This is a genomic window from Micromonospora taraxaci (genome assembly GCF_007830095.1).
Classification (GTDB): domain Bacteria; phylum Actinomycetota; class Actinomycetes; order Mycobacteriales; family Micromonosporaceae; genus Micromonospora; species Micromonospora taraxaci.
In genome coordinates, this window is the sequence record NZ_VIWZ01000001.1 from 4,115,789 (window position 1) to 4,138,242 (window position 22,454).

The window sequence follows — 22,454 nt, forward strand, 5'->3', positions numbered from 1 at the left end:
CGCCGCTCAGCCGCGCCGATGGTGCATGCCGAGGCGCAGCAGCACGAAGCGCAGCACGGTCGCGGCCAGGTTCGCGGCCACCAGCACGGCCAGCTCCACCGGCCGGGCCGGCACGGCGTGGACCACGTGCAGGACGGCCAACGAGCCACTGGTCAATGCCAGACCGAGCGCGAAAGCCAGCAGACCCTGCACGTGGTGCCGCCCCACGTGCCGACGCCCCGTGATGCCGAACGTCAGCCGACGGTTCGCGGCCGTGTTCGCCACAGCGGTCACCAGCAGCGCCAGCAGGTTGGCCGGTTGCGCGCCGAGGGCGCCCCGGGTGGCCACGAACAGCACCAGGTACACGAGGGTGCTGGCCACCCCGACCGCCGCGAACCGGAACAACTGCCGGGGCAACCCGACGGGCACCTGAGTCGCCGGACCGGCCAGCGGCGCACGGCCGGGCGACACGGTCAGCGGCCCCCGGCCCCACTGGGCACGTAGGGCGGTCAACGGCAGCGCGCCGGTCAGCAACGCCCGACCCAGTCGGCCCACCCCGCGCAGGTCGGCCAGGGCCGTGGCGACGATGTCCACGCGGCTGTCCGGGTCGTCCACCCAGTCCACCGGCACCTCGTGGATGCGCAGACCGGCCCGCTGGGCGAGGACCAGCAACTCGGTGTCGAAGAACCAGCCGGTGTCGCGCACCAACGGGAGCAGCTCACCGGCCACGTCGGCGCGGATCGCCTTGAACCCGCACTGCGCGTCGGAGAACCGCGCCGCCAGCGCGCCACGCAGCAACAAGTTGTAGGCCCGGGAGATGACCTCCCGTTTGGCACCGCGTACCACCCGGGAGGTACGCGCCAGGCGGGTGCCGATCGCCAGGTCGGAGTGCCCGGAGATGAGCGGAGCGACGAGCGGCAACAGCGCCGCCAGGTCGGTGGAGAGGTCCACGTCCATGTACGCCAGTACCGGCGCGGACGACGCGGACCAGGCCGCCGACAGGGCCCTTCCCCGCCCCTTGGCCTGAAGGTGCAGCACGTCGACGCCGGGCAGTTCGGTGGCGAGACCGTCAGCTATCGCCGGGGTGTCGTCGACGCTGGCGTTGTCCGCGATGGTGATCCGGAACGGGTACGGGAAGTGCTCGGTCAGGTGGGCGTGCAGCCGTCGTACACACGGGCCGAGGTCGGTCTCCTCGTTGTAGACCGGGATCACCACGTCCAGCACCGCGCCGGCGGCGCTGGGTCGGGCCTGGACGGCGGCCCGCTGTGCGTTCAGCGCGGTCACGACGCCTCCGTGCCGGTGCTCAGGTCGTAGACGGTGACACCGTCGACGGTCTGCGCCGTGAAGGTCTCCGCGACCCAGGTGGCGATCTCCTGGGAGGAGGAACTGCCGCCGTTGGCCCGGAAGCCGCCACCACCGACGAAGTAGTGGATCTTTCCATCGGCGACGTAGCGCTGGAACTGCGCGAGGGTGGGCGACGGGTCGCTGCCGTTGAACCCGCCGATCGGCATCACCGGATCTCCAGTGGCGAGCTGGTAACCGGAGGCGTTGTTGGAGCCGATGGTGGCGGCCACCCAGGTGTAGTCGGCGCTGTCGCGCTCCAGCAACTCGCGCAGTGCGGCGCTGGGCTCGCGGGCGTCCAACAGCCCGCCCATTCCCCCACCGGCCGAGCGTCCCTGGCCGCCGGTGGGCCCGCCGTTGCGGCCACCGCCGGGGAAGCCCGGCCCCTGGCCGCCGTTCTGACCGCCGCCGTTCTGGCCCCCGCCGTCTCGACCGCCGCCGGGGAACTGGCCCCCGCCCGGGAAGCCGCCCGGGAACTGACCGCCACCGTTCTGGCCCCCGCCCGGGAATTGGCCCCCGCCCGGGAACTGACCGCCGTCCGGAAGTTCCATCCCGCCCGGTGGTCGCCCGCCGGGGAAGCCGCCCCGGCCGAATCCGCCCGCCACGAACGGGCCGGCGCTGGGGATCGACCCGGTGTGCGGGGTCGCCGCGGTCTGCACCGCGTACGCCGCCGGGCCCGCGAGGGCCGCCGCGATGCCCAGGCCGAGCACCACCGGCACCGACCGGCGGGGAAGCCGGGTCACCAGCAGGAGCAGCGCCGCGCCGACCAGACCGGCGACGAGCACGACGGCCCGCAGCCACGGGTACCAGTCGGGGCTGCGCCCGAGCAGCGCCCATGCCCACCAGACGGTGACCGCGAGAGTGCCGGCGAGCGTCGCCGTGGCCGCCAATGGACGCCATCGCTGCCGTCGCGAACCGGCAGCGGCACTGTCGGCGGACGCCGGCACCGGATCACCCGCTGGGTTCCCGGTGACAGCCGGGCGCCGCTCGTGCCAGAGCATCGTGACACCGATGCCGACCAACGCACCGATCGCCGGGGCGAGCGCCACTGTGTAGTACGCGTGGAAGATCCCGGACATGAAGCTGAAGATCAGACCGGTGACCAGCAGCCAGCCGCCCCAGAGCAGCAACCCGGCTCGGGTCCGGTCGGTACGGGCCGCCCGGCCGGCCACCAGCAGCCCGGCGACCAGCAGGATCGCGGCGGCCGGCAGCAGCCAGGAGACCTGACCGCCGACCTCGCCACCGAACATGCGCAGGATGCCGGTCTGGCCCGAGAACGGACCGCCGCCTCCCGGGCGCCCGCCTCCGCCGCCGACGCTTCCCACCTCGTCGCCGGTGATCCGGCCGAGGCCGTTGTAGCCGAGGGTGAGCTCCAGGATGCTGTTCCCCTGCGACCCTCCGATGTACGGGCGGGCGCCGGCCGGGACCAGCTCGACGAGCGCCACCCACCAGCCGGCGGAGACCACCACCGCCAAGCCGGCCAGCAGCAGTTGCCGGATCCGTCGCCACAGCCCGGTCGGCGCGGCCAGCAGGTAGACACCGGCGAAGACCGGCACCACCAGGAACGCCTGGAGCATCTTGGTGAGGAAGCCGAAGCCGACCAGCACACCGACGAGCACGATCCACCTGGTGCTCGCAGACTCCACCGCCCGGACGGTGGCGTACGCCCCGGCGACCAGCAGCAGGACCAGCAACGCGTCGGGGTTGTTGAACCGGAACATCAGCGTCGCCACCGGAGTGACCGCGAGGACCGCGCCGGCGATCAGACCGGCGGCCGGCCCGTACCAACGCTTCACCGTCGCGTAGAGCACGCCGACCGAGGCGACGCCACACAGCGCCTGCGGGACGAGCATCGCCCAGCTGTTCAACCCGAAGACCCGCACGGACATGGCCATCAGCCACAGGGACGCGGGGGTTTTGTCGACGGTGATGGAGTTGGCGGCGTCCGACGAGCCGTAGAGGAACGCCTTCCCGCTGACCGAGCCGGCCTGCACGGCGGCGGCGTAGAAGGAGTTCGCCCAGCCGGACGCGCCCAGGCCCCACAGGTAGAGCACAGCGGTGGCGAGCAGCAGGCCAGCCAGCGCGGGCCGGGCCCAGGCCGGCGAGCGACGCGGCGGTGGGTGCTCGTCGGGGCGCGTGGTCGTCGACGGCTCGGGCTCGGCGGGTGCCGTCGGCAGGGTCTCGGTTCTGTCCATGCGGTCAGCCTCGGCGGCGGGGCTGGCGGGACGCCGTGCGCCGACTATGCGTCAGCTGTGGGATTCGGCAGCCGCACCGTGATCACCGTCCGACCTGGGCGGCTGTCGACACCCACCGTTCCCCGGTGGGCCTCCACCACGGCCGCCACGATCGCCAGGCCGAGGCCGGTGCTGCCGTGCGCCCGGGAGCGGGAGCTGTCGCCGCGCGCGAACCGTTCGAACATCTCCGGTTGCAGCTCCGCCGGCACCCCGGGCCCGTCGTCGGCGACGGTGAGCACGGCGTTGTCGTCCTCGACGGCCAGCGTGGTGGTCACCGTGCTGCCGGGTGGGGTGTGCACCCGAGCGTTGGCCAGCAGGTTCGCGACCACCTGGTGCAGCCGGGCCGCGTCGCCGGGCACCCGGATCGCCACCTCGGGCAGGCCGAGCTGCCAGCGGTGATCAGAGCCGGCGACGTGCGCGTCGCTGACCGCGTCCACCACCAGCGCGGTCAGGTCCACCGGGTCCGCCGCGAGCGGCCGACCGGCGTCGAGGCGGGCCAGCAGCAACAGGTCGTCGACGAGCCTGGTCATCCGGGTGCTCTCCGACTCCACCCGGCGCAACGCGTGCGCCACGTCGGGGGGAACCTCGTCCCGACCCCGCCGTGCCACCTCGGCGTAGCCGCGGATCGCCGCCAGCGGAGTCCGCAACTCGTGGCTGGCGTCGGCCACGAACTGGCGTACCCGGGTCTCGCTGGCCTGCCGGGCGGAGAGCGCGTCGGCGACGTGCCCCAGCATCCGGTTCAACGCCGCGCCGACCTGACCGACCTCCGTGCGCGCGTCGGTGTCCGCCTCCGGAACCCGGACGGCGAGCGCCACCTCGCCCCGGTCCAGCGGCAGCTCGGTGACCCGGGTGGCGGTGGCGGCGACCCGGTTGAGCGGGCGCAGCGTGGCCCGGACGATCAGCGCGCCGGCCGCGCCGGCGACCAGCAGCCCGGCGGCGGCCACCGCGGCCTGCGCCGCCACCATCCACCAGACGGTCTCCTGCACCCCGGACAGCGGTATCGCGACGACGCGTACCCGGCCGTCCCAGTACTGCCGGGCCACAGCCCGGTAGTCGCCGCGCGCCCCGAGGTCGACGGTGCGCGGTTCGGCGTCCACGGGCAGGCCCGCCAGCGCGGCGACGTCCCCGACCGGGACGGCCTGTTCGTCGGGGAACGGGTCGCCGCTGGACGGACTGTCGGTCAGGGTCCGGGCGCTGGTCACCCGCCCGTCGGTGATCACGGCGACCACCGTGCCGGACGGCAACCCGGGTGGCACGCCGGGTCCGTTGCCCGGGAAGGCCGGCCGCCCCGGGCGGTCACCCCGCATGGCCGTCGCGGGCGCCAGCTGGGCGTCGAGCCGGTCGATCAGGAAGTGCCGCAGCGCCACCGTGGTGAGGCCACCGAGCGCGACGCTGACCACCGCCAGCAGCGCGAGCAGGGCGAACACCAGTCGGGTACGCAGGGAGCGGCCGGCCAGCCACTGTCGGGCGGCACGCATCGGTCGGCGGTCACTCCGCGGGTTTGAGGACATAGCCCGCACCGCGCAGCGTGTGGATCATCGGTGCCCGGCCGACGTCGATCTTCTTCCGCAGGTACGAGATGTACAGCTCCACCACGTTGGCCTGGCCGCCGAAGTCGTAGTTCCACACCCGGTCGAGGATCTGCGCCTTGCTGAGCACCCGACGCGGATTGCGCATCAGGTAGCGCAGCAGCTCGAACTCGGTGGCGGTGAGCGTGACCAACTGGCCCGCTCGGCGTACCTCGTGGCTGTCCTCGTCGAGGCTGAGGTCGCCGACGGTCAGCACGGCGTCCTCCCGGGCGGCGACCGCGAACCCGGAGCGGCGCAGCAGCGCGCGCAGCCGGGCGATCACCTCCTCCAGGCTGAACGGCTTGGTCACGTAGTCGTCGCCGCCGACGGTCAACCCGGCGATGCGTTCCTCGACGGCGTCGCGGGCGGTCAGGAAGAGCACCGGCACGGTCGGGGCGTACTCGCGCAGCCGTCGCAGCACCTGGAAGCCGTCCAGGTCGGGCAGCATCACGTCGAGCACCACGGCGTCCGGCTGGAACTGCCGGGCGGCACTCAGCGCCGCCATCCCGTTGCCGGCGCTGCGGACCTGCCAGCCCTCGTAGCGCAGGGCCATCGACAGCAGGTCGGTGAGCGTGGGTTCGTCGTCGACCACCAGCACCCGGACGGGTTCCCCGTCGGGGCGGCGCAGCTCGATCCGGCTCGGTGCGGCCTGCCCGTTCATGACCATGCCGCCCATCGTGGCCGCCACGCCTGTGCCGCGCCCCTGCGGAGCCTGTGCGCCAGCTGTGCGGCCGGGTCGACGGGACTCCGGCGTCGCCACCGGTCAGCACCGCCTCGTGGTCACTCGGACACCCCGTACGCGTCGGTGCGCACGAAGCGCATGCTCCAACCGCCCGTCCCATCCGGGCGGTCGCGTTCGTAGAGGTGGTCGGGGCCGGGCTGCACCGGACCGGTGCCGTCCGGATGCCGCATGATCCAACGCTGCGGTGGGGCGCCGTCCGACCCGGCCGGCAGCAGCCGGACCAGGCCGTCCGCGGGCCCGCCGACGAAGCGTACGGTGACCTCGCTCATCGCGGCGCCTCTCGGGTGACCGTGCCGGCACAGTGGGTGACACCGGCTCTGGCTCGCAAGCTACCGCACCGGCCGCCGCGCCGCAGCGACGTGCGCAGGCCGGCCCGCCCTCGGTGTGCCCAGCGCGACCCGCGCCGGTTTGCCCAGCTCGGCGCTCGGGTACCGCGACCCCAGCACCCGTCGTCGGCGGGGCGTGAACGAGGAGTGGTCGATGCGCACGCTGGACGGGCGGTACCAGCTCGAGCAGCGTATCGGCGTGGGCGGCATGTCCGAGGTGTGGCGGGCACACGACCAGGTGCTGGACCGGCCGGTCGCGGTGAAGCTCATCCTGCCCGGTCCCCACGACCAGGACAGCCCGGTGGAACGGATCCGCACGGAGGCCCGGTCCGCCGCCCGCCTCGTGCACCCGAACGTGGCGAGCGTGCACGACTTCGGCACCTCCTCCACGTTGCCCGGCCGCCCGGTGCCGTACATCGTGATGGAACTGGCCGAGGGTGAGACGCTCGCCGCGCACCTGCGGGCCGGGCCGCTGGACTGGCGGATCTCGGTGCGGGTCTGCGCTGAGGTCGCCGCGGCGCTGGCCGCCGCACACGCGGAGGGCATCGTCCACCGCGACGTCAAACCGGCGAACGTCATGCTCACCCCGGCCGGGGTGAAGGTCCTCGACTTCGGCATCGCCGTCCCCACCGGCACCCCGGACCCGCTGCCCGACGGGATCGTGGTCGGCACCCCGGCGTACCTGGCCCCCGAACAGCTGGACGGGGAGCCCGCCACCCCGGCCGCCGACATGTACGCCCTCGGCGTGCTGCTCTACTACAGCCTCACCGCCCGCCTGCCGTACCACGCGGTCACCGCCAGAGAACTGCTCGGCGTACGCCGCCGACAGCCGCCGGAGCGGCTACCCGCCATCGAGGGGCTCCCGCCCGAGGTGGCCGACCTGTGCCACTCCTGCCTCGCCGACGAGCCCGAGCGGCGCCCGACCAGCCTGATGGCGGCACTGCTGCTGGCCGAGGCCGTGGACGCCCGGGTGTACGTGCCGATGACGATCCCGACCGCCCGGCGGCCCGCCCCACCCTCAGCGTGGACCGAACAGGCCGCGACGGAGGTCACCGAGGCGGTGGCGGTCTTCGACGAGCAGCGCTGAGACCGTCGCTTCGGCGTTTCGCCGGGCTGCGGGCGGGTAGCCCGCCGGTGAGCGACGGGAGAAACGCGATGCCGGATCAGAGTTCCTGGCTGCGTGAGGCCACAGCGACCGCCGAGGGCGGTCACGTACGCACCGACGACGGCGGGCTCTCCACCGCGCTGGCCTCGCCGCTGGCGGCGCACTGCACGGGGCTGAGACCAGAGCAGCTGCTGGCCGCCGCCTTCGCCTCCTGCCTGCACCACGCGGCGGTGGAGGCGGCCGGTGAGATCACCAACGAGGCGCACACCGTCCAGGTGCGGGCGGAGGCGAAGTTGGGGCGCGACGACGACGGCCGGTACCGGGCCGACGTACACGCGCAGATCAGCTCGGCGGGCCTGAGTCGGGAGCAACTGGCCGACCTGGTCGAGTACGCCGACCGGCTGTGGCCGTTCTCCAGCAGCGACGCCAGCCGTCACCGGCTGACCGTCACGCCCGCCGAGAACGGCCGACACTGACCCGGCGACCCGCCAGCCGCGCGGCCGCGCCGCTGCATGATCGTGCTCGATCCTGGTTGTGGTGGCCTCGCGCGTCGGTCGAGGCCACTATTTCCTGGTTCGAGCACGATCATGGGCGGGTTTGACGGCGAGAGCAGGGCGCGACAGGTCGGCAGCACCTCCTCGACACGATGATCCACTCGGTATCGGTGAAGTGGGGGTATCCGTACGGCTCGGATACCCCCACTTCGGGGAACCCGAGTGGATCAAGCTGAATCGGAGCGTTTCGCGCTGGCATCGTTCGGTCAACAATCCGGCGGGCCGTTCGGTGGACTCGCAGCTGACCGTTCGACGGACCCTCACCCAGGGCGAGGTTGGCGGGTGCAGCGGCCGGCATGGCGACCGCAATCACGCCCCGAATCGGAAATAACCGTCTCGCCTGATCTGTGGGGTTGCTCCGCTCCGCTGACGTTTTGCGCCATCGAGTCCCCCTGATCGGGGCAAAGTGTGGCGCATGCCACCGTACCGGCGGACGATATCGAGCATTTGGGTCTTTAGCCTCGTCAGGTGCATCCCGACGACCCCTCCGACCAGAAGCTGACCGACGCGCGCCCGACCACCCAATCGGACGACGCCGCATCAACCGAACGGACGATCGGCCGTCACCGCGCCTCCGAGCCGCCCCGTCGCAGCCTGCTGGGCTCGACCCCGGTCCGGGTGGCGCTGGCCACCGGTGTCACCTGCTGCCTCAGCCTCGTCGCGGTGGCCACCGCGCGGGGCAGCAGCGACGACACGTCCCGCCCGGTGGAGCCACTCGCCGAGGCGGTGGCCGACCGTGCGGCGATCGCCGACGAGCGCGCCTCCCGATCGCTGGACCGCGAGGTCGCCCCCGCGCGGATCCTGCCCAGCCCGACGGCGAAGCCCACACCCAGCCCCACCGTCGCGCGCAAGGCACCCAAGAAGCCGGTCAAGCCGCGCCGACCCCGACCGGTCGCCGGCCTCGACCAGGCGCAGATGGACAACGCGAAGATCATTGTTGACGTCGGCCTGGACATGAAGATGCCCCGCCGCGCCCTGGTGGTGGCACTGGCCACCGCCATGCAGGAGAGCAACCTCTACAACCTGGCCAGCGACGTCCTGCCGGAGTCGGCCAACTACCCGAACCAGGGCAGCGGGTCCGACCACGACTCGGTCGGCCTGTTCCAGCAGCGCCCGAGCAGCGGCTGGGGCACGGTCGCCGAGTTGATGCGCCCCTCGTACGCCGCGCGGGCCTTCTACACGGCCCTCAACGAGGTCCCCGGCTGGCAGGACATGAGCGTCACCTACGCCGCCCAGTCGGTGCAGATCTCCGCCTACCCCGACGCGTACGCCCAGCACGAGGAGCGGGCGACGATCGTCGCGTCGGCGCTCACCGCCTGAGCCGGCCCCCCACGTCGCGGCCCCGCCGGGTCAGCGACGACCGGAGGGCGGTTCCGCGCTCGTGTCCAGCCCGCCGACTCCCACCCGACTCCCGGGTACGCCCGCAGCCGCGGTCGGGGTGTCGGCGGGCACCTGGTCGACAGTGAGCTGACCGAGGATCTCGTCCACCCGGGCCTCACGCCGCCGGCGGAGGTACAGCGCCGCCTCGAAGTCACGGCGGGCCTGCACGGCCTCCGCGTACGCCTGCTCCCGTACCCGCCGGGCCTCCTCGCGGGCCTCGTCCAGCTCCACGCGGGCGCGGGCCAGGAGGTCGGCGGCCTCGCGCCGCGTCGCGTCACCGGCGTGCCGCCTGCCGGCGGTGTCGCCCAGGTCGAGCCGTCGGAGCAGCCCGCTGAGCCAGGCGGCCTCCTCGCGGATCTCGTCCCATTCACGGCCCGCCCCGGCCGCGCCCTGGGCCCGCGCCGCGAGCCGGGCCAACCGGATGCCCAGCTCGTCCAGGCAGGAATCCACCTGCCGCTGGTCGTAACCGGTCTCAACGACGGAGAACCTCATACTGTCGCCCCCCAGGCAGCTGCTGTTACTTCCCCACCTGGATCCTCGGCCCAGACCACGACGGCCGAGGGGGTTCGGGAAAAATGTTCAGCATGCGTGCGCGGGAGTCGCGCGTCAGACGCGCTTGGGCAGCACGACCACCCGGCCGAAGAACTCGTCGATGCGGCGCACCACGTCGTTGAAGTCGTCCAGGTCGATCGGCTTGGTGACGTACGCGTTGGCCTGCAACGTGTAACTGCCCACGATGTCGGTGTCGGCGTTGGAGGTGGTCAGCACGACGATCGGGATGGTCCGCAGGTCCTCGTCCTGCTTCACCGCGCCGAGCACCTGCCGACCGTCCATCCGCGGCATGTTGAGGTCGAGCAGGATCACGTCCGGCCGGCGGGCCTGCTGGTGCCGGCCCTCGGCGCGGAGAAACTCCATCGCCTCCTCGCCGTCGCTGACCACGTCGATGACCTTGTCGACGTCGGAATCCGCCAACGCCTCCTCGATCATGAGCACGTCACCCGGGTCGTCGTCGACCACCAGGATGCGTACCGGCTGCGGGCTGTCTGCGCCCATCACTACCTGCCTCGGGTCGGCGGGGACGGGACCTGACGGTCACCGCGCTGGCGGGGAAATCTAGCCCATCACTGGGCGGTCTGCGACGCCGGGTCGAGTGACTCCGGGTCGTGGCGCAACACGTCGGCGAGGCCGGTGACCCGCAACACCCGCTCGACCCGCCCGCTGGCCCCGGTGAGCCGGAGCCAGCCTCCCTCGGCTGCCGCCTGGTTGTCTCCCCGGACAAAGACCGCCATGCCGGTGGAGTCGCAGAACGTAAGGTCGGTGAGGTCGAGCAGCACCCGTGTCTCGCCAGCGGCGGCGAGCTCCTCGATCGCGGTGGTCAACTGCGGGGCCGTGCTCAGGTCCAGCTCGCCCGTGAGCCGCAAACGGGCGGCGCCCCCGCCGTCGCGCTCGACGTGGCTGACACTGAACGTCACCGTACTCCCCCTCGCTCCACCCGTGGTGGGACGTTTGCAGTGCGGCAAGTATACGCAGAGCTGACTCGTCGGCCGAGGGCGCGGTGATCGACCCAGAGCGGCCGCCGAACGGCCCCGTCAGCGGTTGACGACGGGCAGCGCGGCGCGTCCCAGGGCCAGCACACGCGCCGCTCGGGGGAAGTCACGCAACGCGACACCGTAGTGGTCGAAGGGCAGGGCCACGGCCTCCACGGGCACCCCACGGCTCACCAGGATCTCCACCAGCCACTCGACGAACTCGGTGAACAACGACGAGTCGTCGACGTAGACCGCCGCGGCCAGGAAATCCACGATGTGACCCAGGTCGCTCACCGTCGAGTCGAGCTGGGTGGCGCTGTAGGAGCGCGCCGCCGGCACCCGCTCCAGCAGGTCGGCCAACGCGCCGTCGATCAGCTCACCCCGACGCCGCACCAGGCTGGCGTACTCGTCGTCGGCCAGGTGCGCCAACCGCGCCGGCGGCACCGCGCGCAGCGCCCCCTCGTCGGAGATGAGGTCGGCCGCTGCGGGGGCGTCCGGCGCCCAGGCCACGCCGAGCCGACGCGCCCACCGGCCGTCCGTGCCGAACCCACGCCCGCCGACCACCACGGGTACGTCTGAACGACGGCAGGCCTCGATCATCCGGTGGGCGTACGGCAGCCGCATCGGCAGCGCGCACGCCAACGCGACAGCGTGCGCGTCGTAACGGTGCAGGTACGACACGAGATGTGCCGCCGGCACGCTGGCGCCCAGGAAGGTCACCTGCCAGCCACGCAACCGCAGCACCTCGGCCACCAGCCGGGGCGGCAGCGCGTGCCACTCGCCGTCCATGCAGGCCACCACCACCCGTCCGCCGGTCGGGCGTGGGTTGACGTGCGCGACCACCGCCGCCACCACCTGCTCGCTGATGTGGGTGGCCGCGTGCTCCTGGGCGACGCTCCACTCGTTGCGCGCCCACCGCTCGCCCACCTCGGCCTGGGCGGGCGCGACCAGGTCCAGCAGCACCCGCTCGGCCGGTACGCCATCGTCGAGCAGGCCGATCGCCAGGTCGATCGCGCCGTACTCGTCGGCGTCGGCGAGGCAGTCCAGGTAGCCAGCGAAAGCCCCGGCCGGGTCGGCGGCCGTTGTGGCGATGGTCACGCGTCGGTCTCCCCCTGCTGGGCGGTATCGGTCAGTTCAGGCACCGAGTGCAGGTGCCGCGACCCACGCCCGCCCGGGGCGGTCGCCCGCAGCGCCAGCACCGCGATGTCGTCGTGGTCGCCGTGCCCCAACCAGTCGCAGGTGACCTGTTCCACCCGCTCGGCGAGGGCCGGCGCGGGCATCCGTTGACAGCCGGTCACGGCAGCGACGAGCCGTTCCGTGCCGAACTGCTCGTCGCCGCGTCGACCGCCACGGGCCTCGGTCACCCCGTCGCTGTAGAGCAGACAGGTCTCCCCCGGCGCCAGTCGTACGGTCACCTCACCGACGCGGGGGTCGGGCACCACCCCGATCAGCATGCCGCGCAGCGGCACCGACTCCACTTCGCCGGAGGTCCGCAACACCAGCGGCGGCAGGTGCCCGCCGCCGGCCATGGTGAGGGTCAGGCCTCCGTCGCGTTGCGGGCGGGCCACGCCGAGCACGATCGTGGCGAAGCGGCCCTGGCCGTGCGCCTGGGTGGTCTCCAACAGCGCGTCGTTGAGCAACCGCAGCAACCGCCCAGGGTGCGACTCCAGCCGGTGCAACGCCTGCAGGCACTGCCGCAACTGGCCGGTGAAGACCGCCGCCTCGACGCCCTTGCCGGACACGTCGCCGAGGAAGAACACCGAGCCTCCGTCGGCCAGCCGGTGCGAGCCGTAGAAGTCGCCGCCGATGCGCAGCCCCGCCTGCGCGGGCCGGTACGCGGTGCCCCACTGCACGCCCGCGGCCTCGGCCGGCTCGACCGGCAGCAGACTGGCCTGGAGAGTGTCCGCGACCTCCGCCTGGTCGCGGTAGAGCAGCGCGGTGGTCAGCGCCGCGCCGGCGCGGGCCGCGAACGCGCGGATCAGGTCCACGTCGGCGTCGTCGTACCAGCGGGTCGCGCGGCGGGCCACCAGCAGCACACCGACCGGCGCGTCCCGACCGGGCAACGGAACGACCCGGGCGGCGCTCTCGGTGCCGGCGAGGGCGGGCAGCCAGCCGGCGTCGACCGCCTGCTCGACCAGCCAGTCGACCGCGTGCGGCTCGACCCCGGTCAGCCCGTCGGCGATGGCAGCCGGCAGGTCACCGCCGGCCAGCGTCCCGCTGTCCACCGTCGGGGCCTCGTCGTCGGTGCGCGAGGCCCGCCACCAGCGAGCCCGACCGCCACGTGGGGCGAGCACCAGCACGGCCACCTCGCCCAGGGTCGGTACGGCGAGACGGACGACCGCCGCGGCAGCCCGGTCGGGGTGCAGCGGATTGCCCAGCTTGTCGCCGACGACGGCCAGGAACGTCGAACGCGCCCGTTCGGCGAGCAACGCGTCGGCGCCGCTGACGCGGTCGGTGACGTCCTCGACGTACCAGCAGCAGCGGGCTCCGGAGAGGGGCACCTGGCGGGCGCTGAGCCGGCGCCCGCGATGGGTGAAGTCGCCCTCGGCCATCTCGGGCACACCGGCCGCGTCCAGCGTCTCGCCGGACGTGACCTCGGGTAGCAGGCGTTCCGCCATCGGGCTGACGTGCCGCACGACGCCGTCGGCGTCGCAGACGATCAGTCCCTCCCGGAAATGCTCGACGACCTCGAACCAGTCGGGGGCGGCGAGATCGCGGTCCGGGGCGAGCGGCGGCAGCGCGGCGGAGGACCGGGGCGGCACGTCGGCGGACCACGCCGGGGACCGTGTCGTACTCGGCGTGGGAAGCCGTCCGTCGCCCGGGTCTATGTCCCTGACGTCGGAAGCAGTCACCAGCTGAGCCTCACTCCTTGTCGTCTGCCCGTGCGCGCGCCGGAGACCGGCGCATTGTCGAAACCCTTCAGGCCACACTACGCCGGTCGGCGGATAGTGGCACCTCAGGGCATTCGGAGGGCGATCGGCCGCGCCCCGCTTTGCGTTTCGCCGCTCGACTGGGAAAATGACGGGATGTCCGATCAGCTGTTGACCATCGAGGCAACCCGGCTCGACGCCGGGCACGTCCGACTCCGGCTGACCGGCGACCTCGACTACGACACCGCGCCCGAGTTGACCGCCGTGGCAGCCGACCTGCGCGGCGACGACGAGGTGCTGATCGACCTGACCGGGGTCAGCATCTGCGACTCCTCCGGGCTCAGCGCGCTGCTGGTGGTGCAGCGGAGCGCTCGGGTGATTCACCTGACCGGGGTCAGCCCCCAGTTGCAACGGATGCTCGACCGCACGGGCCTGGCCGAGTTGCTGGCCGTCGACCACGACGACCTCCGCGCCACCGGCTGATCGTCGGCCACCCCGGGCGGGCCGGGGTGGCCCCCGACCCTGGGACCTGGGGTCGGGGGCCGGAGGAATGTCTAGGGTGCCGTCATCGGCTGGAGCCGGGGCCCGCTCTCACGCAGTTCGCCGGTCGGAGGCGGTTCAACGTCCTCGGGCTCTCCCGAATCGGGCGTCTGGTACAGATAGCGGACGAACTGCCCACCCGCCTCATTGTCGTCCGCGCCGGGCCACTGGCCGATGCAGTCCATGCCGACCACCTCACGGCCGGTCCCGTCGGCCTCCTCCAGCAGCGCCCACAGGCTCACCGGGTAACACCTGGTGGCCTCGGGCGTGACCTGCCAGCGCGCGTACCAGCCGGGTCGGGCGGGGACGATCTCGACGATCTGCTTCATGACGACCTTCCTTCCGCGTACCTCGGAAGAACGTTGGTCCTGAGGTGATCGTGCGGGCCGTGCGGGTGAGCACCCCTCACCCCCGCCGGATGAAGCGTCGACGAAGGCCCTGCCGACCCGGCCGGCGGTCCCCGTTTCCTTCTCTTCGACGGCGGGAAGGCGACTGGCGCAGCCACGATCCCCAGCGGAAGGGGTGCCACGATGCGCAAGCAGATGGAAGGCGACAACCAGAGGCGTCGGGCGTTGGCCCGGCAGGCCCGCGAACAGAGTCGCCAGCCCAGCGAGATCGGCGCCAGCCTGAGCGCCTCCAAGCAACTCACGAGCCTCGAGGCAGGCAAGCGAGCCGGCCCACCGCCGGCCGGACCCCACAAACCGGACAGTACGCGCGGCGGCCCGGCCCCGCCGCAACTCGGCAGCGCCGACAATCCGCGGCCGCAACCGTCCCCGCCGAGCGGCGCGGCCGGCGTGAGCACGATGGGCTACCACGACCTGGTCGACGAGGTCCGGCGTCGCGCCGGGGTCGACTTCAAGACCGCCAAGGTGGGTACCGAGGCGACCGTTCTGGTCCTCGCCTTCGCCCTGGAGACCGCCGAGCGGCAGCGGCTGCTCGCGGCGGTGCCGGCGTCGCTGCACGACGTGCTGCCCGTCGACGGCATCGAACGGCACCAGGACCTTCCCGGCTTCCTGGCCGAGGTGGGTCGGATCAGCGGCAACACCCCGGAGCAGGCCCGATACCAGGCGGAGGCCACGATGGCCGCGCTCGCCGAGCAGGACGGCGACCTGGTCGAGTCGTTGCACGTACCCGACGGGCTGCGCGACCTGCTCAATCCGCCGGAGGCCGGCGGCGGTCTGGTCGGCGCGTCCACCACCACACCCACCCTGGACGCCGACGAGATCGACGCGGCGTTGGACGACCTGCCCTACTGGTCCGGCGACAGCGACGGCCTCTACCGGGTCGTCGCGCTGCCGCCGGACAACCTGGACCGGGTGCTGGCCCGCCTCGACCGGCTGCGCCAGGACAACGGCCGCGGCCCGAGCATCGGGCGTCCCGGGGACACCGCCGCGGTCCTGACCGTACGCACCAGTCAGGCCAACGGGGTGACCGCGCTCGACGTGGACCTCGCCCACCAGGTCGACGACGCGATCGACGAGGTGGGGGCCGGGATGGCCGGCGGCTGACCGGCCACCGTGACCCGGGCGGGCCGGCGGGCGGGGTCACACCCCGCTCCGCCGGCCCGTCGGCCGTGCCGGGCCACCGCCGGGCCGGACCGCCGGCTCGGCTAGCGTGCCGGTCATGAACCGCGCCGCCGACCGGCTGGAACTGGTCGTCGACCCGGTCCGGCGGACCGGGCGGACGCTGCTGTCCGCCGGCGTCGAACAGTCGTACGTGGACGTCGAGGACCCCCGACACCTGCACTTCGAGTACGTCCGGCGGATCGCCTCGGCGGTGCGGGTGGCCGCCCCGGCCGGCACCCCGTTGCACGTCCTGCACCTGGGCGGCGGCGCGTTGACGCTGCCCCGCTGGCTGGCCGCCACCCGACCCGGCTCCCCGCAGCGGGTCGTCGAACGGGACCCGGCGGTGGTCGAGCTGGTCGCCCGGGAGTTGCCGCCGCTGCCGCCCGAGGTACGGGTGGAGGTCGCCGATGCCCGGGACGCGCTCACCGCCACCCCGGCCGGCCGGTACGACGTGGTGATCGCCGACATCTACCGGGCCGCCCAGATGCCCCGGCACGTCCGCACTGTCGAGTTCGCCGCCGAGGTGGCCCGTGTCCTCCGCCCGGACGGGACGTACCTGCTCAACGTGACGGACCTGCCGCCACTGGTCGCCACCCGGGCGCAGGTCGCGACGGTGCGGGCGGTCTTCGCCGACGTGTGCGTCGTCGGTGACCGGCGGATGCTGCGCGGCCGGCGGTACGGCAACCTGGTGCTGGCCGCGACGTCACGCCCCGGCGGTCTGCCGGTCGGCCGGCTGGCGGTGGCGGCCCTGCGCGACCCGGTGCCCGGTGGACTGCTGCACGCCGCCGCGCTCGACACGTTCGTGGCCGGCGCCCGTCCCGTTACCGACATGGACGACACCGTCGGCCGCTGATCACCGATGCGTCCGCAATGCCGGGTTTCCGACGCCCCCGGCGGGGAAGGCGCGGCGGATGAGCAACGCCGACGATCGAGCGACGGCCCGCCGGACCCTGATCGTGATCGGTCTGGTGCTGGCGAGCGCGTTAGCGCTGGCGTTCGTGTACGCGACCCGCCGGGTGCTCGCCTGGGCCGTGGTCGCCGCGTTCTTCGCCGTGGCGCTCAAGCCCCTCGTCGACCGGCTGCAACACCGCCTCGTCCGGCGCCGGTCAGTGGCCACGCTGCTGGTGTTCCTCGTCGCGTTCGTGCTGCTGGCGATCCTGGCCGCGCTCATCCTGGTGCCGTTGTTCGACGAGGTGGGCCGGTTCGCCGACCGGGCACCCGGACTGTTGCACGAGGCCCGCGCCGGCCAGGGCCCGCTGGGGCGCCTGCTGGAACGCACCGGGGCGCGACGCTACGTCGACGAACACTCCGACCAACTGCGTGACCTCGGGACCCGGCTGCGCCAACCCGCTGTGGGCGTGCTGCGGGGCGTGGTCGAGACGGTCGCCGGGCTGGTCACGGTCATCGTGCTGGCGTACCTCATGGTGTTGGAGGCCCCGCGGATCACCCGCGGCGTGCTCGCGGCGGCCGGGGACGGTCAGGGCGAGCGACTGCGCCGGGTCGGCCGGGAGGTGTCGCGGACGGTCACCGGCTACCTCACCGGCAACCTGCTGATCAGCGTGATCTGCGGGCTGTTGACCTACCTGGTGCTGGCCCTCACCGGGGTGCCGTTCGCGGCCGTGATCGCCCTGCTGGTGGCGGTGGCCGACCTGATACCGCTGGTCGGCGCCACGCTGGGCGCGGTGATCGCGGCCGGGGCGGGATTCCTGCACTCCCCCACCGCCGGGGTGGTGGTGCTGGTCTTCTTCGTGGTCTACCAGCAGGTGGAGAACCACCTGCTGCAACCGTTCATCCTGTCCCGGGCGGTGCGGCTCAACCCGCTGACCGTGCTGGTCAGCGTGCTGCTCGCGGCGGAGCTGGCCGGCCTGCTCGGCGCGCTGCTGGCCATCCCCGCCGCCGGCATCGTCCAGACCCTGTTGCGGGAGTACGGGCCGCGTCGGCTCCGGCCCGATCCGGCCCCGCCGGGCGGTGCCCGCTCAGCGGGCCCGGCTCGCGACCTCCGGTGAGGTGCTCTCCAACGGGACCGCGTTGGCCGGCACCAGCCCCAGCTGCACCGCCGACCGGGTCAGCGCGGCGTCCAGGGCCCAGTCGGCGCTCACCCGCGTGCGGTTTCCCGGCATCGCCATCAGGTGGTACGCCCGGGTGACCGCCTTCGCCGGCAGCCCGCCCAGGTTGACGTGCAACGGGTTCGCCGCCGCGTCCTTGCCGCCCAGGTCGACGACCCAGCCCAGGTCGTGGTGCTTGTACGGCTTGCGCTTGCCGAAACCGTACGACGCGGCGATGTTGTGCGCCGCGCGCTTGCCCTGCCGTTGCGCGTGCTGGGCGGTCATCCCGCAAACCTTGCCCGGGTTCACCAGGTCAGGCACCGCTGCGGCGTCACCGATGGCGTACACCTCCGGGTAGCCGGGGACGTTGAGGAACTCGTCGGTCACCAACCGGCCCCGGTCGGTACGCAACCCCAGCTCGTTGACGAACGGGTCGGGCCGCACCCCCACACACCACACGAGGGTGCAGGTCGGCACGTACTCGCCGTCGGTGAGCTTCACCCCGTCGCAGGTCGCCTCGGCCACCGACGTGCCCATCCGGACGTCCACACCGCGCCGTTCGAGCACCCGGTGCGAGGTGTCCGACATCCGCTTGTCCAGCTCCGGCAGCACCCGGGACGCGACGTCGAGCAGCATCCAGCGGGGCCGGACGGTGAGCCGGGGCCGCTGGGCGTGCAACGCGTCGGTGAACAACTGCCCGTGCGCGGCGACCTCGGTGCCGGTGTAACCCGCCCCGACCACCACGAACGTGGCCCGCGCCTGCTGCTCGGCCGGATCCTCGGCCTGCTCGGCAAGCTCGATCTGCCGGATGATGTGGTCGTGCAGGTAGACCGCCTCGGGCAGGCCACGGAAGCCGTGCGCGTACTCGGTCACCCCGGGGATGGGCAGCAACTTGTTGACACTGCCCACGGCGAGCACCAACCGGTCGTACGCCAGCCGATTCTTGTCCCCCTCTGCCTGGGTGAAGCCGACCCAGCGGTTCTGCAGGTCGACGTGGTCCGCCTCGCCGATCACCACCCGGACGTTCTTGAGCGTCCCGGTCAGCGGCACCGCGATCCGTTTGGGCTCGACCACCCCGGCGGCCACCTCGGGCAGCAACGGCAGGTAGAGGAAGTAGTCGGTGGAGTTCAGCACCACGATCTCGGCCCGGTCCCGGGCGATCCGGCTCAACGTCTTCGCCGCGTGGTAACCGGCGAACCCGGCCCCCACGATCACCACACGAGGTTTCGTCATTGCGGGCCGTTTCCCGTCGCGGGCCCGGACAAACGTCCCCGAACCGGCCGGTCGCCTTCCGGGTGTTCACCGGATCGCAACAGTGGCGCCGGCAACTCCTGGCCGCGCCCACAGCGTTTGAGCTCGCGTAACACGTCCCCGACCTCCGGAGTGAACAGGTGCGTTACCGATCCACCGTCGCCGTGCTGGCGTCCATGACGCTGCTCGCCGGCTGCACGGCCGACCCACCGGCGGCGCCGACGAAGGGCGGCACCTCCGCGACCCCGTCCGGTGCTCCCACGCTCTCCGGCCCGTACGCGGCGTTCGCGGCGGGCATGTCGAAGCCGGTCGTTGACCCGCTCTACCCCGAGCGTGGCACCGACGCCGTGGACGTGCTGCACTACGGACTCGACCTGGACTGGTCACCGACGAAACGCACCCTCACCGGCACCGCGACAGTGCACCTGCGGCCGACCCGGGACGCGTCGTCGGTGAGCCTGGACTTCACGCCGTACACCCTCGACACCGTGACCGTCGACGGCACCAGCGCCAAGGCGGCGGTCACCCACGAGAAGCTCGTGGTCGAGACCCCGGTCCGCGCGGACGTCCCGATCACAGTGGTCGTCGGCTACCACGGCAAGCCGTCGACCACGCCGATGCCGTCCAAGCGCGGCGATGCCCACCCGCTCGGGCTGACCGTCGACAGCGAGGGCGGAATCTGGACGATGCAGGAGCCGTTCGGGGCCTTCACCTGGTACCCGGCCAACGAACACCCCTCCGACGAGGCGCTCTACGACATCGCCATCACCGCGCCCAAGGGCTGGACGGGAGTCGCCAGCGGCACCCCGGTCGGGCAGAGCGGCACCACCTTCACCTACCGCAGCACCGTCCCCGTTGCGTCGTACGCGACGACCCTGGCCGTTGGCAGGTACAAGAAGCTCGCCGCCACCGGCCCGCGCGGCATCCCCGTCACCACCTGGTACCGCGCGAAGGACACCCGGTACCTGCCGATGCTCAAGCGGTCCCCGGGCTTCCTCACCTGGTTGGAGGAGCGCTTCGGGCCGTACCCGTTCGACTCCGCCGGCCTCGTCATGGCCGAGTCCGGCTCCGCCATGGAAACCCAGCAGATGGTCACCCTGGGCGAGGTCCAACCGCAACGCGGCGACAGGATGTTCGACCTCACCACAGTGCACGAGTACGCCCACCACTGGTTCGGCGACGCCGTCACGCTCACCGACTGGCGCGACATGTGGCTCAACGAAGGCTGGGCCCTCTACGTGCAGAAGCTCTACGAGCAGGACAAGTACGGGCTGTCCGACGCCGAGCTGGTCGCGTCGAGCCGGCAACGCGACGGGGAACTGCGCAGGGAGTACGGCCCGCCGAGCAAGCCCGACCCGGCCGAGTTCGGTGCGACGAACGTCTACACCTGCGGCGCGGCGATGCTCCGCCAACTGCACCAGGCGCTGGGCGACGAGCGGTTCTTCGACCTGGCACGGGGTTGGGTGCAGGAGAACCTGCACACCCAGCAGACCCGGGCGTCGTTCACCGCGTACGTCAACAAGAAGACCGGCCACGACTTCACCGCGCTCATCGACACGTGGCTGGACTCCCCCACCACGCCCCCGGAAACCGGTCCCCTCGCCCGGTGACGACCGGCGGCCCGGCGGCCCGCAAGATCCGCGCAATATCCCGGATGTTGCTGCCTCATCGGCTCGTGAGGCAGCACTTTCCCCGATGTTGCGCGGATCTTGGATCGGCGGGCCGACCGGTCAGGCGGTGGGTTGGGCGGTGATCGCCCACCGTTCGTGGTCGCGCCAGGCGCCATCGATGAACAGGTAGTCCGGGGAGAAGCCCTCCAACCGGAAACCGAGCTTGCGGGCCACCCGCCGGGACGGCTCGTTGCCCGGCTGGATGTTCGCCTCCAGGCGGTGCAACCCGGCAGTGGTGAACGCGTGGTCGATCACCAGGGAGACGCCCGCCGAGGCGTGGCCGGTCCCGCTGTACGGCAGGAACGCCGCGTACCCCAGGAACCCGCCGCGCAGCGCGCCCAGCACGATCCCGCTGATGTTCACGTAGCCGGCGATCGCACCACTGGCCCGGTCACAGATCAGGTAGCCCGCGCTGTCGCGGCGGCGGATCCGGCGAAGGTAGAGGTCGTACTCCTCGGGGGTGCCCGGCGCGGCCAACCACGGGTGGTGCAGGTCCCGGCTACGCCGCGCGGCGGCGACGAACTCGTCGGCGTCGGCGGGCCGGGGCCGGCGGATCGCGGCGGGACCGCCGGTACGCAGGTATCTCACGGCCGACCACTCTGACCGACCGAGGCGGCTGTTGTCCAACCGACCGGGCGTCGTCGCGCAGCACGATCATGCTGGGTGGGTGCACCGGCCGCCGCGGGTCATCGCGTCCCGGCGTCGGTGCTCTCCCGGGGAAGCACTGTGTGCGGCGCGATGATGTCGGCGACCGCGGCGTCCGGTCGGTTGATCCGGATGGCGAGGCGGGCCACGGCCTCCCGGGCGACGAAGCCGGTGTCGACAGCGACGGTGCTCAGGGTGGGCCGCGAATAGCGTCCCTCCTCGATGTCGCCGATGCCGATCACCGCCACGTCGGCGGGGACGCGCAGCCCCACGTCGAAGGCCGCCCGCATCGCGCCGATGGCGAGCGGGTCGGACGAGCAGAGGATCGCGTCCGGCCGGTCCGGTCCGCTGAGCAGGTCACGGGCCGCGCGGTAGCCGTCGGCCCGCCGGTGGTGCTGCGCCGACAGCACGGGACCGGGCACCAGCCCGGCCCGTCGCAGCGCCCGGTGGTATCCCGTCGAGCCCGGTTGCGGCGCGGCGGTGGCGCGTACACCGATTGCGGCGACCCGTCGGCGACCGACGCCCAGCAGGTGGTTCGTCGCGTCCTCGGCGGCCTGTGCGGCGTCGATCCGGACCTGGTCGCACCGCTGGTCGTGCGATGCGCCCCCGATCAGGACGACGGGTGGACCGGTGGCGGCCAGCGGGCCGTCCGGTTCGTCGAGCGTGCCGGACGCACCGACCAGGATCCCGTCCACCGGCATCGTGCGGACGTCGTCGAGCCCCGACGACGTGGGCTGGTCGTCGTGCGCGACGACCACGCGCAACCCCCGCTGTCCGGCCGCGTGGACGACAGCGGTGGCGAGATCGTCGGCGTACGGCAGGTGGGTGGCCGGTAGGACGAGGGCGAGCACCCCGGTACGCCCGGTACGCAGGGTCCGGGCGGAGGCGTTGGGCCGGTAGCGCAGCTGGACCACGGCGGCCTCGACCCGCCGCCGCACCTCGGCGCTGACGTGGGGGTAGCCGTTGACCACATTCGAGACGGTCTTGATCGACACCCCGGCGAGCCGGGCCACGTCCTTGAGCGTGGAGGCCACGACCCGCCCTTCCCGACCGATGTCACACCGGCAAAACAGTTTCACTGGTGTAGTTCCGACCCTCGCAGGCGATGAC

Annotated in this window: 22 protein-coding genes; 8 read left to right on the plus strand and 14 right to left on the minus strand. The window is 72.8% G+C overall.

Going from position 1 to position 22,454, the window contains the following annotated elements; genetic code table 11:
* Positions 1-6: 6 nt before the first annotated feature.
* The 5 genes from FHU34_RS19040 to FHU34_RS19060 all read right to left on the minus strand — a co-directional run bounded on the left by FHU34_RS19040 (position 7) and on the right by FHU34_RS19060 (position 6,133).
* Complete coding sequence (locus FHU34_RS19040) at positions 7-1,263, minus strand: bifunctional glycosyltransferase family 2/GtrA family protein (RefSeq protein ID WP_145782526.1); 1,257 nt, start codon at positions 1,261-1,263, stop codon at positions 7-9.
* Positions 1,260-3,515 carry an ArnT family glycosyltransferase gene (locus FHU34_RS19045; RefSeq protein WP_145782528.1) on the minus strand — a complete coding sequence of 752 codons (2,256 nt, stop codon included), beginning with the start codon at positions 3,513-3,515 and terminating at the stop codon, positions 1,260-1,262. Before FHU34_RS19045 ends, FHU34_RS19040 begins: the two co-directional genes overlap by 4 nt.
* A 44-nt stretch (positions 3,516-3,559) precedes the next feature.
* Positions 3,560-5,032: a sensor histidine kinase gene (locus tag FHU34_RS19050; RefSeq protein ID WP_244311732.1), complete on the minus strand. Its 1,473-nt coding sequence runs from the start codon at positions 5,030-5,032 to the stop codon at positions 3,560-3,562.
* 10 nt (positions 5,033-5,042) lie between these two features.
* Positions 5,043-5,783 carry a response regulator transcription factor gene (locus FHU34_RS19055; RefSeq protein WP_425280578.1) on the minus strand — a complete coding sequence of 247 codons (741 nt, stop codon included), beginning with the start codon at positions 5,781-5,783 and terminating at the stop codon, positions 5,043-5,045.
* 119 nt (positions 5,784-5,902) lie between these two features.
* Complete coding sequence (locus tag FHU34_RS19060; protein WP_088989807.1) at positions 5,903-6,133, minus strand: hypothetical protein; 231 nt, start codon at positions 6,131-6,133, stop codon at positions 5,903-5,905.
* Positions 6,134-6,344: 211 nt separating this feature from the next.
* On the opposite strand from FHU34_RS19060, the gene FHU34_RS19065 reads away from it, so the two are divergent.
* From FHU34_RS19065 to FHU34_RS19075, 3 genes are all read left to right on the plus strand, one after another.
* Positions 6,345-7,277, plus strand: a complete 933-nt coding sequence (locus tag FHU34_RS19065) for a serine/threonine-protein kinase (protein ID WP_145782533.1) — start codon at positions 6,345-6,347, stop codon at positions 7,275-7,277.
* Positions 7,278-7,345: 68 nt separating this feature from the next.
* Complete coding sequence (locus tag FHU34_RS19070) at positions 7,346-7,771, plus strand: OsmC family protein (RefSeq protein ID WP_088989808.1); 426 nt, start codon at positions 7,346-7,348, stop codon at positions 7,769-7,771.
* 546 nt (positions 7,772-8,317) lie between these two features.
* A complete protein-coding gene (locus FHU34_RS19075; protein ID WP_167524841.1) occupies positions 8,318-9,169 on the plus strand; it encodes a hypothetical protein in 852 nt (283 codons plus the stop codon).
* 30 nt (positions 9,170-9,199) lie between these two features.
* On the opposite strand, the gene FHU34_RS19080 is transcribed toward FHU34_RS19075, so the two are convergent.
* The 5 genes from FHU34_RS19080 to FHU34_RS19100 form a co-directional block, all read right to left on the minus strand.
* Positions 9,200-9,721, minus strand: coding sequence for an ATPase (locus tag FHU34_RS19080; RefSeq protein WP_145782535.1), 522 nt, complete (start codon positions 9,719-9,721; stop codon positions 9,200-9,202).
* A 114-nt stretch (positions 9,722-9,835) separates the two neighbouring features.
* On the minus strand, positions 9,836-10,282 hold the full coding sequence (locus FHU34_RS19085) for a response regulator (RefSeq protein WP_145782537.1): 447 nt from the start codon (positions 10,280-10,282) through the stop codon (positions 9,836-9,838).
* A gap of 68 nt (positions 10,283-10,350) precedes the next feature.
* Entirely contained in the window at positions 10,351-10,701 is a 351-nt protein-coding gene (locus tag FHU34_RS19090; protein WP_145782539.1) for an STAS domain-containing protein, read from the minus strand.
* Between the two features lie 117 nt (positions 10,702-10,818).
* Complete coding sequence (locus FHU34_RS19095; protein ID WP_145782541.1) at positions 10,819-11,856, minus strand: cobalamin B12-binding domain-containing protein; 1,038 nt, start codon at positions 11,854-11,856, stop codon at positions 10,819-10,821.
* A complete protein-coding gene (locus FHU34_RS19100; protein ID WP_145782543.1) occupies positions 11,853-13,610 on the minus strand; it encodes a PP2C family protein-serine/threonine phosphatase in 1,758 nt (585 codons plus the stop codon). Before FHU34_RS19100 ends, FHU34_RS19095 begins: the two co-directional genes overlap by 4 nt.
* A gap of 174 nt (positions 13,611-13,784) precedes the next feature.
* On the opposite strand from FHU34_RS19100, the gene FHU34_RS19105 reads away from it, so the two are divergent.
* On the plus strand, positions 13,785-14,111 hold the full coding sequence (locus FHU34_RS19105; protein ID WP_145782545.1) for an STAS domain-containing protein: 327 nt from the start codon (positions 13,785-13,787) through the stop codon (positions 14,109-14,111).
* Positions 14,112-14,182: 71 nt separating this feature from the next.
* Here FHU34_RS19105 and FHU34_RS19110 read toward each other — a convergent pair whose 3' ends face one another.
* On the minus strand, positions 14,183-14,497 hold the full coding sequence (locus tag FHU34_RS19110; RefSeq protein WP_145782547.1) for a hypothetical protein: 315 nt from the start codon (positions 14,495-14,497) through the stop codon (positions 14,183-14,185).
* A gap of 201 nt (positions 14,498-14,698) precedes the next feature.
* Between FHU34_RS19110 and FHU34_RS19115 the strand changes: the two genes are divergently transcribed.
* The 3 genes from FHU34_RS19115 (at position 14,699) to FHU34_RS19125 (ending at position 17,739) form a co-directional block, all read left to right on the plus strand.
* The gene (locus FHU34_RS19115; RefSeq protein WP_145782549.1) at positions 14,699-15,676 is read left to right on the plus strand and encodes a DUF2267 domain-containing protein; all 978 of its coding nucleotides are present in this window, start codon (positions 14,699-14,701) and stop codon (positions 15,674-15,676) included.
* Between the two features lie 115 nt (positions 15,677-15,791).
* On the plus strand, positions 15,792-16,586 hold the full coding sequence (locus FHU34_RS19120; protein WP_145782550.1) for a spermidine synthase: 795 nt from the start codon (positions 15,792-15,794) through the stop codon (positions 16,584-16,586).
* 58 nt (positions 16,587-16,644) lie between these two features.
* Positions 16,645-17,739 (plus strand): AI-2E family transporter, encoded by a 1,095-nt coding sequence (locus FHU34_RS19125; protein WP_145782552.1) that lies wholly within the window; start codon positions 16,645-16,647, stop codon positions 17,737-17,739.
* Here the strand turns inward: FHU34_RS19125 and FHU34_RS19130 are convergent.
* Complete coding sequence (locus FHU34_RS19130; RefSeq protein WP_145782554.1) at positions 17,710-19,011, minus strand: NAD(P)/FAD-dependent oxidoreductase; 1,302 nt, start codon at positions 19,009-19,011, stop codon at positions 17,710-17,712. The two genes, FHU34_RS19125 and FHU34_RS19130, sit on opposite strands and share 30 nt — an antisense overlap.
* Positions 19,012-19,169: 158 nt before the next feature.
* On the opposite strand from FHU34_RS19130, the gene FHU34_RS19135 reads away from it, so the two are divergent.
* Complete coding sequence (locus FHU34_RS19135) at positions 19,170-20,639, plus strand: M1 family metallopeptidase (protein ID WP_244311733.1); 1,470 nt, start codon at positions 19,170-19,172, stop codon at positions 20,637-20,639.
* Between the two features lie 120 nt (positions 20,640-20,759).
* Here the strand turns inward: FHU34_RS19135 and FHU34_RS19140 are convergent, their stop codons facing one another.
* Together FHU34_RS19140 and FHU34_RS19145 are read right to left on the minus strand one after the other, a co-directional pair.
* Positions 20,760-21,287 (minus strand): GNAT family N-acetyltransferase, encoded by a 528-nt coding sequence (locus tag FHU34_RS19140; protein WP_167524842.1) that lies wholly within the window; start codon positions 21,285-21,287, stop codon positions 20,760-20,762.
* Positions 21,288-21,385: 98 nt separating this feature from the next.
* Positions 21,386-22,378, minus strand: a complete 993-nt coding sequence (locus FHU34_RS19145) for a LacI family DNA-binding transcriptional regulator (RefSeq protein WP_145782558.1) — start codon at positions 22,376-22,378, stop codon at positions 21,386-21,388.
* Positions 22,379-22,454: the final 76 nt, after the last annotated feature.

Coding starts and splice junctions, on each gene's coding strand:
- FHU34_RS19070 (WP_088989808.1), top strand. CDS start 7,346: ATGCCGGATCAGAGTTCCTGGCTGCGTGAGGCCACAGCGACCGCCGAG.
- FHU34_RS19115 (WP_145782549.1), top strand. CDS start 14,699: ATGCGCAAGCAGATGGAAGGCGACAACCAGAGGCGTCGGGCGTTGGCC.
- FHU34_RS19130 (WP_145782554.1), bottom strand. CDS start 19,011: ATGACGAAACCTCGTGTGGTGATCGTGGGGGCCGGGTTCGCCGGTTAC.
- FHU34_RS19050 (WP_244311732.1), bottom strand. CDS start 5,032: ATGCGTGCCGCCCGACAGTGGCTGGCCGGCCGCTCCCTGCGTACCCGA.
- FHU34_RS19045 (WP_145782528.1), bottom strand. CDS start 3,515: ATGGACAGAACCGAGACCCTGCCGACGGCACCCGCCGAGCCCGAGCCG.
- FHU34_RS19125 (WP_145782552.1), top strand. CDS start 16,645: ATGAGCAACGCCGACGATCGAGCGACGGCCCGCCGGACCCTGATCGTG.
- FHU34_RS19060 (WP_088989807.1), bottom strand. CDS start 6,133: ATGAGCGAGGTCACCGTACGCTTCGTCGGCGGGCCCGCGGACGGCCTG.
- FHU34_RS19110 (WP_145782547.1), bottom strand. CDS start 14,497: ATGAAGCAGATCGTCGAGATCGTCCCCGCCCGACCCGGCTGGTACGCG.
- FHU34_RS19055 (WP_425280578.1), bottom strand. CDS start 5,783: ATGAACGGGCAGGCCGCACCGAGCCGGATCGAGCTGCGCCGCCCCGAC.
- FHU34_RS19085 (WP_145782537.1), bottom strand. CDS start 10,282: ATGGGCGCAGACAGCCCGCAGCCGGTACGCATCCTGGTGGTCGACGAC.
- FHU34_RS19065 (WP_145782533.1), top strand. CDS start 6,345: ATGCGCACGCTGGACGGGCGGTACCAGCTCGAGCAGCGTATCGGCGTG.
- FHU34_RS19105 (WP_145782545.1), top strand. CDS start 13,785: ATGTCCGATCAGCTGTTGACCATCGAGGCAACCCGGCTCGACGCCGGG.
- FHU34_RS19120 (WP_145782550.1), top strand. CDS start 15,792: ATGAACCGCGCCGCCGACCGGCTGGAACTGGTCGTCGACCCGGTCCGG.
- FHU34_RS19080 (WP_145782535.1), bottom strand. CDS start 9,721: ATGAGGTTCTCCGTCGTTGAGACCGGTTACGACCAGCGGCAGGTGGAT.